The sequence below is a fragment of the Brumimicrobium sp. genome, from assembly GCF_048268645.1.
Taxonomy (GTDB): Bacteria; Bacteroidota; Bacteroidia; order Flavobacteriales_D; family Crocinitomicaceae; genus Brumimicrobium; species Brumimicrobium ulvae.
Genome location: NZ_JBLWVE010000006.1, coordinates 19,198 through 35,159 on the forward strand (window position 1 = coordinate 19,198; position 15,962 = coordinate 35,159).

The window sequence follows — 15,962 nt, forward strand, 5'->3', positions numbered from 1 at the left end:
ATAACGTATTTCGAAAGGTAATCGTTGCTGAATTTAGTTTTTATTCCAGTTTACTATCCAGCGCTTACTATTGTGAAGTCTTCCCATTTCAAATATTGATTTGCTAATGCCATAACTTCAATAGGCGTAATTTCGTTGACTTGTTTGATGAATTCATCATAATAGGTATAATCCATACCGTAGGTTTCTACAGCAATAAATCGATCCATCATCGCTTGCGCTCCGTCAGACTGCTCTAAAATTTGTCCAATGATGTAGTTTTTAACCAAATCTAACTCCTTTTCGCTAACCTCCTCGGTTTGCAGAATTTTAATTTCGTTTTGAATAGCCTCTAGCGTCAGGTCTTTAAATTCTTTTCCTACTTCTGTACTGATAAAGAAATAACCTGTTTCTAATAGCTGTGCAACACCAGAACCGATACCATAAGTGTATCCCTTGTCTTCACGAATTGAAGTCATCAGTCGACTGCCAAAATATCCACCTAGAATTGTATTGACAACGCTGAATTTTATGAAATCTGTATGTTGTTTATTGAACAAAACACGGCCAACACGAATCGCTGTTTGAAGCGCTTGTTCTTTTTCGATATGGATGACATTAGGCGAATAGCTATAGTCATATTCAATGGGAGTAACCTCGTCTTTATTGAATTGGTTTCCGAGCGTTTTAATGCTGTTTAAATCTTGATCACTCACTGCTCCGACTATAGAGATATATTGTAAGCCAGAAAGGTATTTACTGTGGTGAAATTCAATGAGATCATTTTTTTCTATATGGTTAAAATCTTCGAGTTGCGCCAAATCACCATAAGGTGAATTTTTAAACAAATCACTTAGGAAAGCACGTCGCGCTTGGGTCGAAACCTTCTCTAAACTAATGGCCATTTTCTTTTTCTTGGATTGAAGCAATTGTTTGATTTCTTTCGGATTGAAATTGACATTGATCATCGCATCTACAACAATTTCAGCGATCGCAACTACATGTTCACGAAGTCCAATTAAAGAGATAGTTGATTTTTCAGTCGAGACTTCTACACCGGTGAACCCTCCCAGTCGATCAATCTCTTCATCTATTTCTTCACTCGATTTGTTTTCTGTCCCTGAGAATAAAAGTTCCCCCGCCAGTTGAGCGACGATTTTAGAGGTTTTTAAGCTCCCTGCATCAAATACGAAATCAATACGCACTGTTTCATCGTCTGTTTTTCGCATGCTGTAAACTTGAACTTTATTTTCTAAAGTGTCAATTTCTGGCGATTGAAAATCAATATGAGTTACCGTAGATGTCTTCGGTGCAATTGTTCTATTTATCATTCTTTTTCGCTTTAATTATCAGTTGAGAACAGTTCGTTTTTTGTAAAATAACATTGGCCTGACTCCGGATTCCCTCAACAGTTACTTTTTCATATTCATCTGTTTCGGTATTGATGAGGTTGGCATCGCCCAAAAGTTCATTCATTGCTAAGGCCATGCTTTTATTCAATACTCCTTGTTCAGAAAATGCTTTGGTGGTTTTTACTTTATTGATGATTTTTTCGAGTTCCGTTCCTTCAATTAAATTAGATTTTAATTCTTCTAAAACGGCCCATATTTCAGCATCAATTTCTTCTAGTGTTGCACCGTCATTTGGATGAATAGAGAGCATTAACATCCCGGGATCGTTAGACCCCATAATGTATGCGTTGATTTCTGTAACCAATTCAAGTTCTTTTTTTAATCGTTTGTATAAACGAGAAGACTTTCCTCTTCCGAGAATATCTGAAATTAAATCGGCTTCGTAATACCCTTGTTGACCTTTTCCAGCCATTTTGAAACCGTAGGTATAAACATCAGAAGGAACATCTCTTTCTATTGTTTTGGTTCTAAATTCAGTCTGTTTTGGTTCTTGAGGTAGATTTCTAACTTTCTTTTTTCGAGCAGGAATGTCTCCATACCATTTCTTGACTAATCTTTTAACTTCCTCTAAATCTAGGTTGCCAGCAATAACCAAAATTGCATTTCCAGGGTGATAATGTGTATGAAAGAAGTCTTTTACTTCCTCCATTGTTGCCTCCTGAATGTGTTCAATGTTTTTTCCTATTGTGGCCCAACGGTAGGGATGAACTTTATATGCCAAAGGCCTAAATTCTAACCATAAATCTCCATAGGGTTGATTTAAGTAGCGTTGTTTAAATTCTTCAATGACAACACTTCTTTGAACTTCTAAACTTTTTTCTGTAAAAGCCAAAGAAAGCATTCTGTCACTTTCTAGCCACAAGGCCGTTTCTAAGTTTTGTACTGGAAGAACATCGTAATAGTTGGTGATGTCATTACTAGTAAAAGCATTGTTAGACCCACCAGCTTCTTGTAAGGGGCCGTCGAAGTTTGGAATATTTATCGAACCTCCAAACATTAAATGTTCAAACAAGTGTGCGAATCCAGTCCTTTCTGGAGACTCATCTCGTGCACCTACATCGTACAAAGTATTCACAACAGCCATTGGGGTTGTGGTGTCTTTGTGAAAAATTACACGCAAGCCATTGTCCAATTCAAAACGCTCAAATTCTACCATTAAAATTTAAATTTTTCATTTGTATTTTGTGCGGATAAAGCAACTTTGAAATCATTAACAATCTCCTCAACGATTTGTGCGGCAGGAAGAATTTTGTGAATCAATCCTGAAACTTGCCCAATCTCTAATTCACCTTCTTCTAAATCTCCTTCGAACATTCCTTTCTTTGCTCTTCCTCGTCCAAGCAAAGTCACTAAATCCTCAACGCTTTTACATTCGTTATAGGCTTCAACTACCTGCTTGTAAAAAGCATTTTTGATCAAACGAACAGGAGTAATTTCTTTTAACGTTAGAACGGTGTCTCCTTCTTTTGCCTCAACTACTGTGTTTTTGAAGTTGATGTGTGCGGAAGATTCTTCAGAAGCCACAAATCGACTCCCAATTTGAACAGCGTCTGCACCAAGGTTCATGGCGGCTAACATTCCAGCTCCGTTTCCAATTCCACCTGCGGCAATTATTGGAATTTTTACTGCTTCAGCAACCATTGGGATCAAACAAAATGTAGTTGTTTCATCTTTTCCGTTGTGTCCACCAGCTTCAAATCCCTCGGCAACAATTGCATCGACACCGGCTTCCTCAGATTTTAATGCGAATTTCACACTGGAAACTACGTGAACAACGATGATTCCATGGTCTTGCAAATGCTTGGTCCATGTTTTTGGGTTTCCTGCAGAGGTGAAAACAATAGGAACCTTATGTTTGATGATTGTCGCAACATGCTTGTCAATGTCGGGATAAAGCATTGGTAAGTTCACTGCAAAAGGTTTATTGGTTGCAGCTTTACATTTTTGAATTTGTTCATCCAGAATTTCAGGATACATACTCCCTGAGCCAATGATTCCTAATCCACCTGCGTTAGAAACGGCAGATGCCAATTCCCAACCTGAGCACCATATCATTCCGGCTTGAATAAGTGGATACTCGATATTAAATAATGATGTAATTCTATTTTGCATAAAATGAGTTGTTTAATATGTAATTGAAGTTTCGCTTGTGGTAGAAAGGACGGGTTGTAAATCGTCCGTACAAGTAAACCCACCCGAAGACGAATTCTTAAACCTTCTTAGGGTTCAGTTTGTTTTTCCAAGCTAAAATTACAATGATTATTCCTGCCACAACAAAAGGAATACTTAACCATTGTCCTGTATTGATGATTAAACCAGCATCTCTTTCTGCTTGACCGAGTTTTACGAATTCAATAATAAATCTCCACCCGAAAATAAAAATGAGGAACAGGCCAAAGATAAAACCACTTTTTTCTATTAAATTGGTTTTCCAGTATAATCTAAGTAAGATGAAAAAGCTTATCAAGTAGGCAAGCGCTTCATACAATTGAGCTGGGTGGCGGTAAACATGGACCATTTCACCATCAACTTCAACGAGGTTGCTAACACTTTCATGCATAAACATAAATCCCCATGGCAAGTCGGTTGGTTCTCCAATGATTTCGTGGTTGACCAAATTCCCCAAACGAATAAAACACCCTGCGATAGCTATTGGAGCAACAATTCTGTCTAAAATCCACCACATGCTTTTTTTAGAGACCTTTTTACTGTATAGGTATAGAGCAATTAAAATTGCAATTGCACCACCGTGACTTGCTAATCCACCTTCCCAAATTTTAAAAATATCGATGGGATTTTGTTTGTAAATGTGCCAATCATAAAAGAATACATGACCCAAACGTGCTCCAACAATGGTTGCAATTACTACATAAATCAATAGTTTATCTAGCCATTCTTCTGGGACTCCCTCTGCTTTAAACATGCGTTTTATCACGTAAAATCCAATGATTAGTCCTGTAACAAACAGTAATCCGTATAAGTTAGGCGTGCTCCAACCATCGATAAGCTGTGAGCTAACATTCCATTCAATTCCTAATATCACAATGTGTATTTTTATAATGTATGCGAAAGATACTTTTTTTGTGTGAAATAGGAGGTGGGTTTTGATAAAATAACGTAGAGATTCGCAATGATCTCCCAAGTTGCGCAAAGAATAAAAGGGATACTGGTTTTGTAAAGGTTGAAAAATAAAGATTGATTCTTCACATTTAACGAATATGGAATGAAAAAGCCGAAGACTTTAATCTTCGGCTTTTTATATATTTCCTTTTCTAACTTTTTCTCTGCGTCACTTTCTTACCTTCACCGCCTCAGCAACCCTCACAGGCTTTTTATTATTCCCCTTGAACTTCAATTTCTCAGATCTCCCTTTTTTGAAAATTTGATTGCTGTTCTCTTTTCCTTTACGTAATTCACGTTGAACTTCCTCAGGTAGGTTATGAACTTCTTGGCATTCTGTAGAACAGCATCCTTGCATTTTTTCTTTACAGTTATCGCATTGTATGAACAATAAATGACATGCGTCATTTAGACAATTTGTGTGTGTGTCTGCAGGGTCTCCACATTGGTGGCAAACTGCAATGATGTCTTCAGTGATTCGTTCACCACGACGTTCATCAAAAACAAAGTTCTTTCCGATAAATTTATTTTCTATTCCTTTATCAATGCAGTCATTAGCGTATTTAATAATTCCACCTTCGAGTTGATGTACATTCTTAAATCCACGGTGTTTGTACCAAGCCGAAGCTTTTTCACAACGAATTCCTCCTGTGCAGTACATTACGATGTTTTTGTCTTGGTTTCCAGCTAAAATTTCATCTTCGATAATCGGTAATGATTCACGGAAGGTGTCAACATCTGGAGTGATCGCTCCTTTAAAATGACCAACCTCTGTTTCGTAGTGATTACGCATGTCAATGAGAATGGTGTCCGGATCGTCAATTAATGCATTAAACTCCTCTGCTTTTAAGTGCTTTCCTTTGTTGGTCACATCAAAAGTGTTGTCGTTTAAACCATCGGCTAAAATCTTCTTGCGAATTTTAATTTTTAACTTCAGGAATGGGAACTCAACTTCTGCTTCGTCGACAGCGATATTTAATCTGATGTTGTTTAAAAAAGAAATTTCGTAAAGCTCTTTTTTGAACTGTTCGAACTTGTCGGCAGGAACACCAATTTGGGCGTTGATTCCTTCTGTTGCGACGTATGTTCTTCCTACGATTCCGAGATTATCCCACATTTGGAAGAGGTGGTCTCTAAAAACTTGAGGGTTGGGAATAGAAGCATATTGATAAAAAGAAACGGTAACGAATTTTGTTCCGCGTTCTTTTAACTTCTCCACTAACTCCTCTTTACTCAATTTATTCCACAGTTGCATGCTATGTATTTTTTTAAACCGACAATGATTTGTGTAAAACACGTCGGTATTGGTTAAAGATGACGCAAAGATAATTAAAATGAAAGAAAGTGATGGTTTAACATATAAAAAAAAGCGGATCCGTTAGTTGGTCCGCTCTGTTTAAGGTGTTATTGCTTAGCCTATCGTTTTTTCAATTGCTGTATTGTAAATTGTCTTCGCAGCCTGTATAAATCCATAGTGAATATCGTCCACTACCAATTTCCCTTGGGTTACATGACCTAGCAAAGTATAGTTAACTCCCGCATTCATCATGTATTCAATGAAGTCGTCTTCGCTGTCTTCATTCACACCAACTATTATTCGACCAGAAGCCTCGCCAAATAAAAACGCATCTTCTCTAATTTCAGCATCCGTGACGATGTCAAAACCTAATTCTTTTGACATTGACATTTCTGTTAGTGTTATGAATAAACCTCCTCTAGAACAATCATGTGCAGCATTAATTAAGTCTTTTTGAATTAATGACTTCACGACTAGTTGCGTTGCGAGTTCTTTTTCAAGATTGAAATAAGGAGCTGGAGATTTCTTATGGTTATGGTAGGAAAACAGGTATTCTGAACTTGCGATGCATTCAACTGCTTCTCCAATAATGAAAATCAGGTCACCTTTGTGTTTGAAATCAGGAGTCATTACTTTGTCCCTGTCTTCAATGATTCCCATCATGCCTAAGTTAGGAGAGGGGAGAATGGCTGTTTCTTTTCCATCGACCATAGAAACATTGTTGAATGACATGTTTTTGTCAAGAACTGGGGTGTTAAATTTAGTACAAGCTGCTGTTAATCCTTTAATTGTATTTACAAATTGCCAATACGTTTCTGGGTTGTATGGGTTCCCAAAGTTTAAACTTAAAGCAGTCGCTTTTGGCGTTCCTCCAGCACAAATAATTTTTCGTGATGCTTCAGCGATACATATAGCAGCACCTGTTTCAGGATCTGCATGAACATATCGTGGTTGGCATGTTGTTGTTAATGCTATTGCTTGTTGCTCGTTTTCTAAAGGTTTAACGCTTGTGTTTTCTGGTATGCTTTTTCGTGTGCCTATTTGATTGTTGAACCATCTTTTTGAGGCGATATTTGGACTTCTTAATAAGTAAGTAGCAACCTCTCTTAGGTCTTCTGGTTCAGGAATGTCGTCTATACTTATGGTTTTGTATTCTTGAAAATAATCAGGTTCTGTATGCTCTCTGTCGTAAACTGGAGTGCCTTCTCCTACGCTTATGGTCGAGAGGGGGATGTTAACGATGATTTTGTTTTTATAGCTGCATTGAATCAGCTCCTTTTCTTGTTCTACTGTAATGTCCTTTTCACTAGCTTCTATATGTGAAGCAATAATTTTTGTAAGGTGATTTTTAAGGAGTTCAAGTTTATCCTGCGATTGATCAGTAGTAGTTGCCGTCTCTAATGAAAAAGTGTCTGAGATTGCATTGTAATTGAATGATTTATCGAAAAAGACATTCCTTCCATCCGTTGTTGTAGTTTTATTCGCTGTTTCGACTGTTTTTTTGATTGAAGGAATTGTGTTTTCATCCTCAATGTTACCCAATTGATATGAAGTGACTTTAGCAATTGCTTGTTTGGTCGAGTCCTTATGTTTTTTATACTGCTTATTTTCAATTGTAAGACTAAATTGTGTGCCATTTTCCAAATCAACACTTTTGATTGTGGGTAAAGCAGACAAATGTTTGATAGAATTTTTGAATGAAAGATTTTCAGACCACATTTCGCCGTATACAATAACTTCTATGTAGTTTGGAGTTCGACCCAATAATGTTTTGATCGACTCAAACTCGGTCTTGTTTAAACCTAGCTGTTTGGCATCTTCTAATGTTGCTTCTCGTTGAGTAGTATTTTCCATAAACTTACAAATTGATATACAAATTTAATTAATTACTTGTTCGGATTCCTTCTTTTGAAATTTGTTTTTAACAATGAGGGTGTAGGTTTGTTGAAAGAAGGATTTTTAGATTTCCGTTTTGAAAGTTTTCACCTAAAATTTGGAGATTTCTAATATTTATATTACTTTTTCTTTCATTTATAAAACTATAAGCCATGCAAGACACTACAAATATCAAACCCACGGTCATAGAAAAAGAGAGTATACCTCAATTAAAATTCAATAAAGAATCCAAGATTAAGCAACAAGAAGGGTTAATGGAAAAACTGATGGAAGCTACAAAACTTGGTAATATTGACCACGGAAAGGTCGCTATTGTTTTTGAGGACGATGAAGGCGTTAAACAAGTTGAAACCACTATTTGGGCAACTGGATTAAAATACATTTGTCTAAAAGGAGGGGTCTGGTTGCCGATCGCAAAAATTCATAAAATTGTTTTTATATAATTTTACTAAAGAATTTCATGTTTAGGAATACAATAATGATTAAACATATCTAGGTCTTTTTTAAAAGAGAATCGTTAGATTTGTAAGCACGACTTTTGTCGTGCTTTTTTTTTAATTTTTTATTGAACGACGTGTTCTTTTTGTGCAAATGAACATTTTTAACAACCCAAATGTTGTTAGTGTATTCAATGATAGAAAGTGAAAAATGTTAGTTGGGGGAAGGCTTTAATCTTCTTCATTAATAAAGTGAGAATAATGATGAAACCAGTAGTATTGATTTTAATGTTTGTGTTAAGCTTTTTTAGTTTCTCACAAATGGATATGCCAGAGGATAAGGTTGAATGGGATTTTAGTGTGGTTCAGGACGGTTGTGATGCTACAATAGTGGCGAAGCTGAAGGTTGATGACCACTGGCATATTAATGCTTTAACTTTGCCAGAAGATAACTTTGGTATCCCAACTACCTTTAAGTTGCATAAGTCGAAGAATTATAAATTGGTTGGTGGAGTGATTGAGCCGAAACCAACTGAAAAATATGATGAAGCATCAAAGGAGAACCTGCGTTATCATGCGGGAAGTTTTACTTTTAAGCAAAAAATAAAGGTGACTTCAAAAACTGATTTCGATTTGAAATTAGATTTCGGATTTCAGCCATGTGATTCTATTCAATGTTTATTCCCCTACGAAGATGTCTTTACTGTTCGTGTGAAAGGATGTACTGAAGAGAAGGTCGTTCCTACAATTGATGAAGGAGATGAAGGAGTGTCTTTAGACGAAGGGGGTTCTGACGCTACTGATGATGCCGATACTTCAAGTGTGACTGATGAAAGTGTAGAAGTTGCAGATAGTGCTGCTGCTCTTGCAGGATCGGAAGAGACGAAAGCGGGAAATACTGATGAGAAAAAACAAAATAAGAATGACCCAACTGACCGTTCTTTATGGTGGATTTTTGGGGTGTCTTTTGGGAGTGGTTTAATCGCTTTGTTTACGCCATGTGTATTCCCAATGATCCCGATGACAGTGAGTTTCTTTACGAAGCAAAGTAAAACAAAAGCACAAGGAGTCAGTAATGCCATTAAATATGGGATTTCAATTATTGTAATATATATTGTTTTAGGAACATTGGTGACCTGGTTATTTGGGGCAGAATCCTTGAACGCAATGTCAACAGATCCTATTTTTAACTTTATATTCTTCTTGATCCTTGTGATTTTTGCAATCTCCTTCTTAGGTGCTTTTGAAATTAGTTTACCAAGTTCTTGGGCGAATAAAGCAGATTCAAAAGCAGATAAAGGAGGCTTTATTGGAATTTTCTTTATGGCATTAGCATTAGCCTTGGTGTCATTCTCTTGTACAGGACCAATTGTAGGAGTGTTGTTAGTACAAGCTGCAACAGAAGGTGGAATGGCTCCATTTGTTGGAATGTTTGGGTTCTCCTTGGCATTGGCCTTGCCTTTCGCTCTTTTTGCTGCCTTCCCAGGGTGGATGAATACCCTACCGAAATCTGGTGGTTGGTTGAACTCTGTGAAAGTTGTTCTTGGGTTCTTGGAGTTGGCGTTGGCATTTAAATTCTTATCTAATGCAGATTTAGCATTGCAATGGCACTTGTTAGAAAGAGAGGTTTTCCTAGCAATTTGGATTGGAATCTTCCTTGTGTTAGCACTATACTTATTTGGCAAGTTAAGATTGCCACATGATAGTCCAATTGAAAAACTCTCTGTCGGAAGAACATTGTTTGGAACGACAGTATTAATCTTTGTGATTTATTTAATTCCTGGAATGTGGGGTGCGCCATTAAAATTAATCAGTGCTTTCCCACCACCGATGAGTTATAGTGAAGCTCCACTAGGATTTGGTGGAGGAGGGAATTCAGGTGTGAGTTCGGAGGACTTCGTTCCTGGAACACATTTGGGACCTCAAAACATTATGGTTTTCCATGATTATGATTTAGCATTGGCGCACGCCAAAAAAGTAGGTAAGCCATTGTTGGTCGATTTTACAGGGCATAACTGTGTGAACTGTAGACGTATGGAGCAGAGTGTTTGGGGAGAGCCAGGGATCATTGAAATACTGAGAGATGAGTTGGTTATTGTTTCACTTCATGTGGATGAGCGAACTTTATTACCAAAAGAGGAGCAGGTAGAAGTTACATACCCAAATGGGAAGAAGAAGAAACTTAAATATGTAGGTGATAAATGGTCTTTCAAACAGGTTTCAGAATATCAAGTTACGGCTCAGCCTTATTATATTATCCAAAATGGAGAAGGTGAAGACCTAAGCAATGGTTCTGCTGATTACCAAAATCACAGTAAGGCAGATGATTTTAGAAAGTGGCTTCAGGATGGATTGAATGAATATAAAGCATCGAATTAGCAGGCTGTTAAAAAAAGCTTGAGAACTTTTTCAGATATTCAATAATTAGTCAATTCTAAAGTGTTACTTTTGCCAAAACAATAAAGAGATGATTGAACGCGCTAACGCAGTTTTAGTTTTAGAAGACGGAACTACTTTTAACGGGAAAGCAGTAGGTAAGATAGGTAGAGCGGCTGGAGAATTGGCCTTTAATACAGGGATGACCGGATACCAAGAGGTGTTTACAGACCCTTCCTACCTGGGGCAATTGATAATAATGACCTCACCTCATATTGGGAACTATGGAACAACTCCAGTTGAGTCTGAATCAGACAGTATCCAATGCGCTGGAATTATCGTTAAAAAGTTTTCGGAAGTAGCATCACGTGATATCTCAGAAATGTCACTCCAAGATTTCCTTATAAAAGATGGTAAAGTAGGAATATCAGATATTGATACGCGTGCCTTAGTGCGTTATATTCGTTCAAAAGGTGCGATGAATGCAATTATTTCTTCTGAAGAAAATGTGAGTGTTGAAGATTTGCAAGAAGAAGTGAAAAATATTCCTTCTATGAAAGGGCTTGAATTGGCCAGTAGAGTTTCAACAAAAGAAGCATATGTTTTGCCTTCAACTACAGGGAAAAGCCACTATAAAGTTGCACTTGTAGATTTCGGTTCGAAAGCGAGTATCGCAAGGTGTTTGAATGAACGTGATTGTGAAGTGAAGGTCTTTCCGATGAGTACATCATTGGAGGAGCTTTTAGCGTACCAGCCTGATGGATTTATGCTGTCAAATGGTCCTGGAGATCCAGGCGTTATGACTTCTTCTCATCAATTGGTGAAAGAAATTATCAATACAGATATTCCTGTTTTTGGTATTTGTATGGGACATCAAATCATTGCACTAAGTCAAGGCTTGGAAACGGAAAAGATGCACCAAGGACATAGAGGTTTAAACCACCCGGTACTAAATCACCGAACAGGAAAAGGAGAAATCACAAGTCAAAATCATGGTTTTGTGGTGTCACGAATAAGTGCTGAAGACAATGATAATATTGAAATCACACATTCGCATTTAAATGACAACACGGTTGCTGGTATAGCATTGAAAGATAAAAAGGTGTTTTCAGTACAGTATCACCCAGAGTCTTCTGCTGGACCACACGATTCATGGTATTTATTTGATCAGTTCATTACAAACATGGATACCCATAAACAGTCATAAATTTTTAAAACCTAATACTGATGAGTTATATTGCTAATGTTTTTGCACGTCAAATTTTAGATTCAAGAGGAAATCCGACACTAGAAGTAGATGTTTATACGTCTAATGGTCGAATGGGAAGGGCGGCCGTTCCTTCAGGAGCATCAACGGGGATTCACGAAGCCGTGGAGTTGCGTGATAATGACCCAAAAAGATACTTAGGGAAAGGAGTTCAGAATGCGGTTGCAAATGTGAACACAGTAATTAATGAAGCATTAAAAGGAGCTTATGTTTTAGACCAAAAAGCAATTGATCAAATGTTGATTAATATTGATGGTACTGAAAATAAAAGCAGAATTGGAGCCAATGCGATTTTAGGGGTTTCTTTGGCGGTTGCAAAAGCAGCAGCAAGTGAATCAGGTTTGTCGTTGTTTAAATATGTTGGCGGAGTAGGTGCTAATACAATGCCCGTTCCGATGATGAACATTCTAAATGGAGGTTCGCATGCCGACAATAAAATCGATATTCAAGAATTTATGGTAATGCCTTTTGGAGCGGAATCTTTTTCTCATGGATTAAGAATGGGGACTGAGATATTCCACCATTTGAAAAAGGTGTTGCAAGACAAAGGGTACTCAACAAATGTTGGTGATGAAGGAGGATTTGCCCCCAATTTAGGATCGAACGAAGAAGCGATTGAATTCGTTTTAGAAGCGATTACAAAAGCAGGATACACTCCTGGAAAAGATGTTTGGATAGCACTAGATGCAGCCAGTTCAGAGTTTTATAACAAAGAAAAGAAAAAATATATTTTTGAATCAACAGGTGCAGAAATGACCTCGGCTGAATTCGTTGGTTATTGGAAGGAATGGGTTGCAAAATATCCAATTATTTCAATTGAAGACGGTTTAGATGAAGACGATTGGGAAGGATGGAAGTTGTTGACCGAAGCAATTGGCGATAAAGTTCAGTTGGTTGGAGATGATTTATTTGTTACGAATACCAAAAGACTAGCACGTGGAATCAAAGAAAAGTCGGCCAATTCTATTCTTATTAAAGTAAATCAAATCGGAACATTGACCGAAACGATTGAAGCCGTACAAATGGCTACTGCAAATGGTTTTACTTCTGTGATGAGTCATAGAAGTGGTGAAACTGAAGATACAACAATTGCTGATTTGGCTGTAGCCCTAGGTTGTGGTCAAATTAAAACAGGTTCTGCTTCACGAAGTGATCGAACTGCAAAGTACAATCAGTTGATCCGAATAGAAGAAGAACTATCAGCAAGTGCTGTTTATCCAGGTTTAGGATTCAAATATATAGGGAAATAATTACTTTGATGTATAGTGTTGTTGTATAGTAGTTTAGCTATTTTTGCTTAATCGGAAATATTTTCTAAAAAAGTGCTTTAAAAAAGCAACTAAAAAGCTTTCCGATACGTTTGACAATAACAATATATAGAAATGTAAATATGTGCTCTAAAAAAAATAATTTTCTATTCCTCTCAAATAAGTTTGCTAAACATTTGAAGCCATTGGTTTTATTGTTTGCGTTTATTGCCTTAATATTTCAAGGTGGTATAGGATTGAATGCTCAAATTACGCTTACAAATCCAAATATCACTCCTCAACAAGCAGTAAATGATATCTTATTGGGAGCAGGAGTTACAGCATTTAATATCACATATAATGGAAGTCCAGCTCTAGCGGGTAATCAACAGAATGCTGTTAGGCACTTTAATAATACTTCAGGAATCTTCCCTTTGAATGAAGGTGTGCTTCTACAAACAAGTGGTGCGGGGGTGATTACAGATGCGGACTTAAGTGCAATTACCACCAATACTGTAACCAATGGGTTGGTTTTAGAGTTTGACTTTATTCCAGATGGAGATACGCTTTCTTTTAGCTACATTTTTACCTCTCAAGAGTACCAATCTTTTACCTGTTCAAATTATAACGATGTATTTGGGTTCTTTATCTCAGGACCTGGAATTACAGGTCCTTATACTGGTGGAGCTCAAAACATTGCCATTGTTCCAGGTTCTGCAAATGTTCCAGTTGGGATCAATACAGTGAACAATGGAACCAATTCCGATTGGAATGGAAACTGTGCCGCAGCAGACCCTAATTGGCAAGCGAATTCTGTTTACTATACCACTGCATTTAACTCTGTTTATAACTCTTCCCCGGCAATTACTTCTAATTTTAACGGAAGTACCGTCGAGCTGACAGCCAATGCTAGTGTTATTTGTGGAGAAACATATCACATTAAATTAGCCATATCGAATGTAGGAGATCAATCCTTTGATTCTGGGGTGTTTTTAAAAGCAGGTTCATTTGCTTCTGAGCCTATTGTTGAGGTAAGTAGCTCCAATACCACTAGCTTGTTTTTGGACTCTATCGTAGTGGAAGGTTGTGATGTTGGAGAGTTTTGCTTTCAACGTCCTTCTGGAACTGCAACAGACACAATCGTTGTTCACTATTCAGTAGGTGGTTCTGCAAACATCGGTGCTGATTATACATTTACAAATCTACCTAATACTGGAGATAGCATTGTGCTACTTCCGGGTGAATCTAGCTTTTGTTTAGAATTACTTCCAGTAGATGATGGTTTTAATGAAGGTGTGGATGATGTGACATTAACAACGTTCGCCGTCAACGCCTGTGGAGATACAACCTTTAATACAGGAACTTTATGGATTGCAGATCGGCCTCAAGATTTAATGCCAAACGCTGGAGCGGATACCGTTGTGTGTAACGGAGGCACTGGAACATTAAATGGTACAGCAACAACTCCTTTTAATGATGTTCAGTGGACGTATACTGGTCCAGGAACTATTAATTTCACACCAAATACCCAAGATTTAAACGCAGAATTGACATTTTCAACTCCTGGTACGTATATGCTTTACTTGACAGAGTCTAACGATACTTGTGCAATGGTAGCGGTAGATTCTATGCAAATTCTATATGGTGAAGTAGATATTGAAGTTTCAAATGACACAACTGTTTGTGAAAATGGAGAGGCTATCTTGACAGCTATTGCTTCAGGAGGGGCTTCATATAGTTATACATGGAGTCATACAGCTGATGATGGCGGTGTACAATCAGTACTTCCTACTACAGAAACAACATATACAGTTTTTGCAGAAAGCGCAGATGGATGTTTTTCACCCCTTGATTCTATAACAGTAAGTGTTTTACCGCCATTGAATTTGGTGACTTCTCCTTCCCAAACAATTTGTCCAGGTGAATCCATTAATATTGTTGCTACTGGTTCGGATGGAAATGGGGGACCCTATAATTATGTGTGGACAGATCCTAATGGAAATGTTGTTAGTAATCAAGCAGTTTATGAAGCGTCACCTTTAGTTACCACTGTTTATACTATGACTTTAACTGATAACTGTGAAACAACTCCTGTAGTGTCAACTTCTGAAGTGGTGGTTGCTCCATTGCCAAATGTAGCTTTCTCTGTTGAAGACGGAGCTTTATGTACTCCAGCAGTATTCGAGTTGGTAAATGATACCGACCCTACTTTAGTGGATGAAGTCTATTGGTATGTTTCTGATGGGCAGATATTCACTGATCTTGACAGTATTTCGGTTGAAATTAACCAAGCTGGATTGTATGATGTACAAATGGTCAATATCACACCTGATGGATGTGTAGATTCAACCACAGTAAATGGTATGTTAACGGTGTACCCAAAACCACGTGCTGATTTTACATATTTTCCAAACCCAGTGACGATTTTAAATACTGAAGTTCAGTTTCAAAATTATACACAAGGTGCAATAGATTACGAGTGGAATTTTGAAGAAGGTGACCCTGTGTTTTCGTCCATGAAAGACCCTACTGTTAACTTCCCTGAAGGGGTGATTGGAAGTTATGAAGTTGATTTATTTGTGACGTCAGAATTTGACTGTAGAGATACAATTCGTAAAATCATTAATGTACAACCTGAGGTGTTGATTTTCGCACCAAATGCATTTACTCCTGATGGAGATGAATACAACGGTGTTTGGAAACCTGTCGTTTCAGGAATAGACCTTCACAGTGTAACCATTGAAATATTCAATCGTTGGGGGGAACAGATCTGGGAATCACATGACTTGGAGTACGGTTGGGACGGAACTTATGGCTTAGGAGGTATAAAAGTAGCTCCAGGTACTTATGTTTGGAAGATAAAAGCGGCTGATCTAATCACTGACGAGGTGTTCGAATGGAATGGTCATGTGAATGTGATTTACTAATTCA

Annotated in this window: 11 protein-coding genes; 5 read left to right on the plus strand and 6 right to left on the minus strand. The window is 37.5% G+C overall.

Annotated features, from left to right (window positions below; translation table 11 throughout):
- Positions 1-53 precede the first annotated feature (53 nt).
- From ACN0U3_RS06515 to ACN0U3_RS06540, 6 genes are all read right to left on the minus strand, one after another.
- Complete coding sequence (locus ACN0U3_RS06515) at positions 54-1,310, minus strand: M16 family metallopeptidase (protein WP_417265587.1); 1,257 nt, start codon at positions 1,308-1,310, stop codon at positions 54-56.
- Positions 1,300-2,547, minus strand: a complete 1,248-nt coding sequence (locus ACN0U3_RS06520; RefSeq protein ID WP_299204441.1) for a M16 family metallopeptidase — start codon at positions 2,545-2,547, stop codon at positions 1,300-1,302. Before ACN0U3_RS06520 ends, ACN0U3_RS06515 begins: the two co-directional genes overlap by 11 nt.
- Positions 2,547-3,503, minus strand: coding sequence for an NAD(P)H-dependent flavin oxidoreductase (locus ACN0U3_RS06525; RefSeq protein ID WP_417265588.1), 957 nt, complete (start codon positions 3,501-3,503; stop codon positions 2,547-2,549). Before ACN0U3_RS06525 ends, ACN0U3_RS06520 begins: the two co-directional genes overlap by 1 nt.
- Before the next feature lie 97 nt (positions 3,504-3,600).
- Positions 3,601-4,434 (minus strand): prolipoprotein diacylglyceryl transferase, encoded by an 834-nt coding sequence (gene lgt, locus ACN0U3_RS06530; protein ID WP_417265589.1) that lies wholly within the window; start codon positions 4,432-4,434, stop codon positions 3,601-3,603.
- Positions 4,435-4,680: 246 nt separating this feature from the next.
- On the minus strand, positions 4,681-5,766 hold the full coding sequence (locus ACN0U3_RS06535) for a rhodanese-related sulfurtransferase (RefSeq protein ID WP_417265590.1): 1,086 nt from the start codon (positions 5,764-5,766) through the stop codon (positions 4,681-4,683).
- A 156-nt stretch (positions 5,767-5,922) separates the two neighbouring features.
- A complete protein-coding gene (locus ACN0U3_RS06540) occupies positions 5,923-7,662 on the minus strand; it encodes an AIR synthase-related protein (protein ID WP_417265591.1) in 1,740 nt (579 codons plus the stop codon).
- Positions 7,663-7,856: 194 nt separating this feature from the next.
- On the opposite strand from ACN0U3_RS06540, the gene ACN0U3_RS06545 reads away from it, so the two are divergent.
- The 5 genes from ACN0U3_RS06545 (at position 7,857) to ACN0U3_RS06565 (ending at position 15,958) form a co-directional block, all read left to right on the plus strand.
- Positions 7,857-8,147 (plus strand): hypothetical protein, encoded by a 291-nt coding sequence (locus ACN0U3_RS06545; RefSeq protein ID WP_299204414.1) that lies wholly within the window; start codon positions 7,857-7,859, stop codon positions 8,145-8,147.
- 255 nt (positions 8,148-8,402) lie between these two features.
- Complete coding sequence (locus ACN0U3_RS06550; RefSeq protein ID WP_417265592.1) at positions 8,403-10,520, plus strand: protein-disulfide reductase DsbD family protein; 2,118 nt, start codon at positions 8,403-8,405, stop codon at positions 10,518-10,520.
- 88 nt (positions 10,521-10,608) lie between these two features.
- A complete protein-coding gene (carA, locus tag ACN0U3_RS06555) occupies positions 10,609-11,724 on the plus strand; it encodes a glutamine-hydrolyzing carbamoyl-phosphate synthase small subunit (RefSeq protein WP_417265593.1) in 1,116 nt (371 codons plus the stop codon).
- Positions 11,725-11,744: 20 nt separating this feature from the next.
- Positions 11,745-13,034: a phosphopyruvate hydratase gene (gene eno / locus ACN0U3_RS06560; protein WP_417265594.1), complete on the plus strand. Its 1,290-nt coding sequence runs from the start codon at positions 11,745-11,747 to the stop codon at positions 13,032-13,034.
- A gap of 140 nt (positions 13,035-13,174) precedes the next feature.
- Positions 13,175-15,958, plus strand: coding sequence for a choice-of-anchor L domain-containing protein (locus ACN0U3_RS06565; protein WP_417265595.1), 2,784 nt, complete (start codon positions 13,175-13,177; stop codon positions 15,956-15,958).
- Positions 15,959-15,962 lie beyond the last annotated feature (4 nt).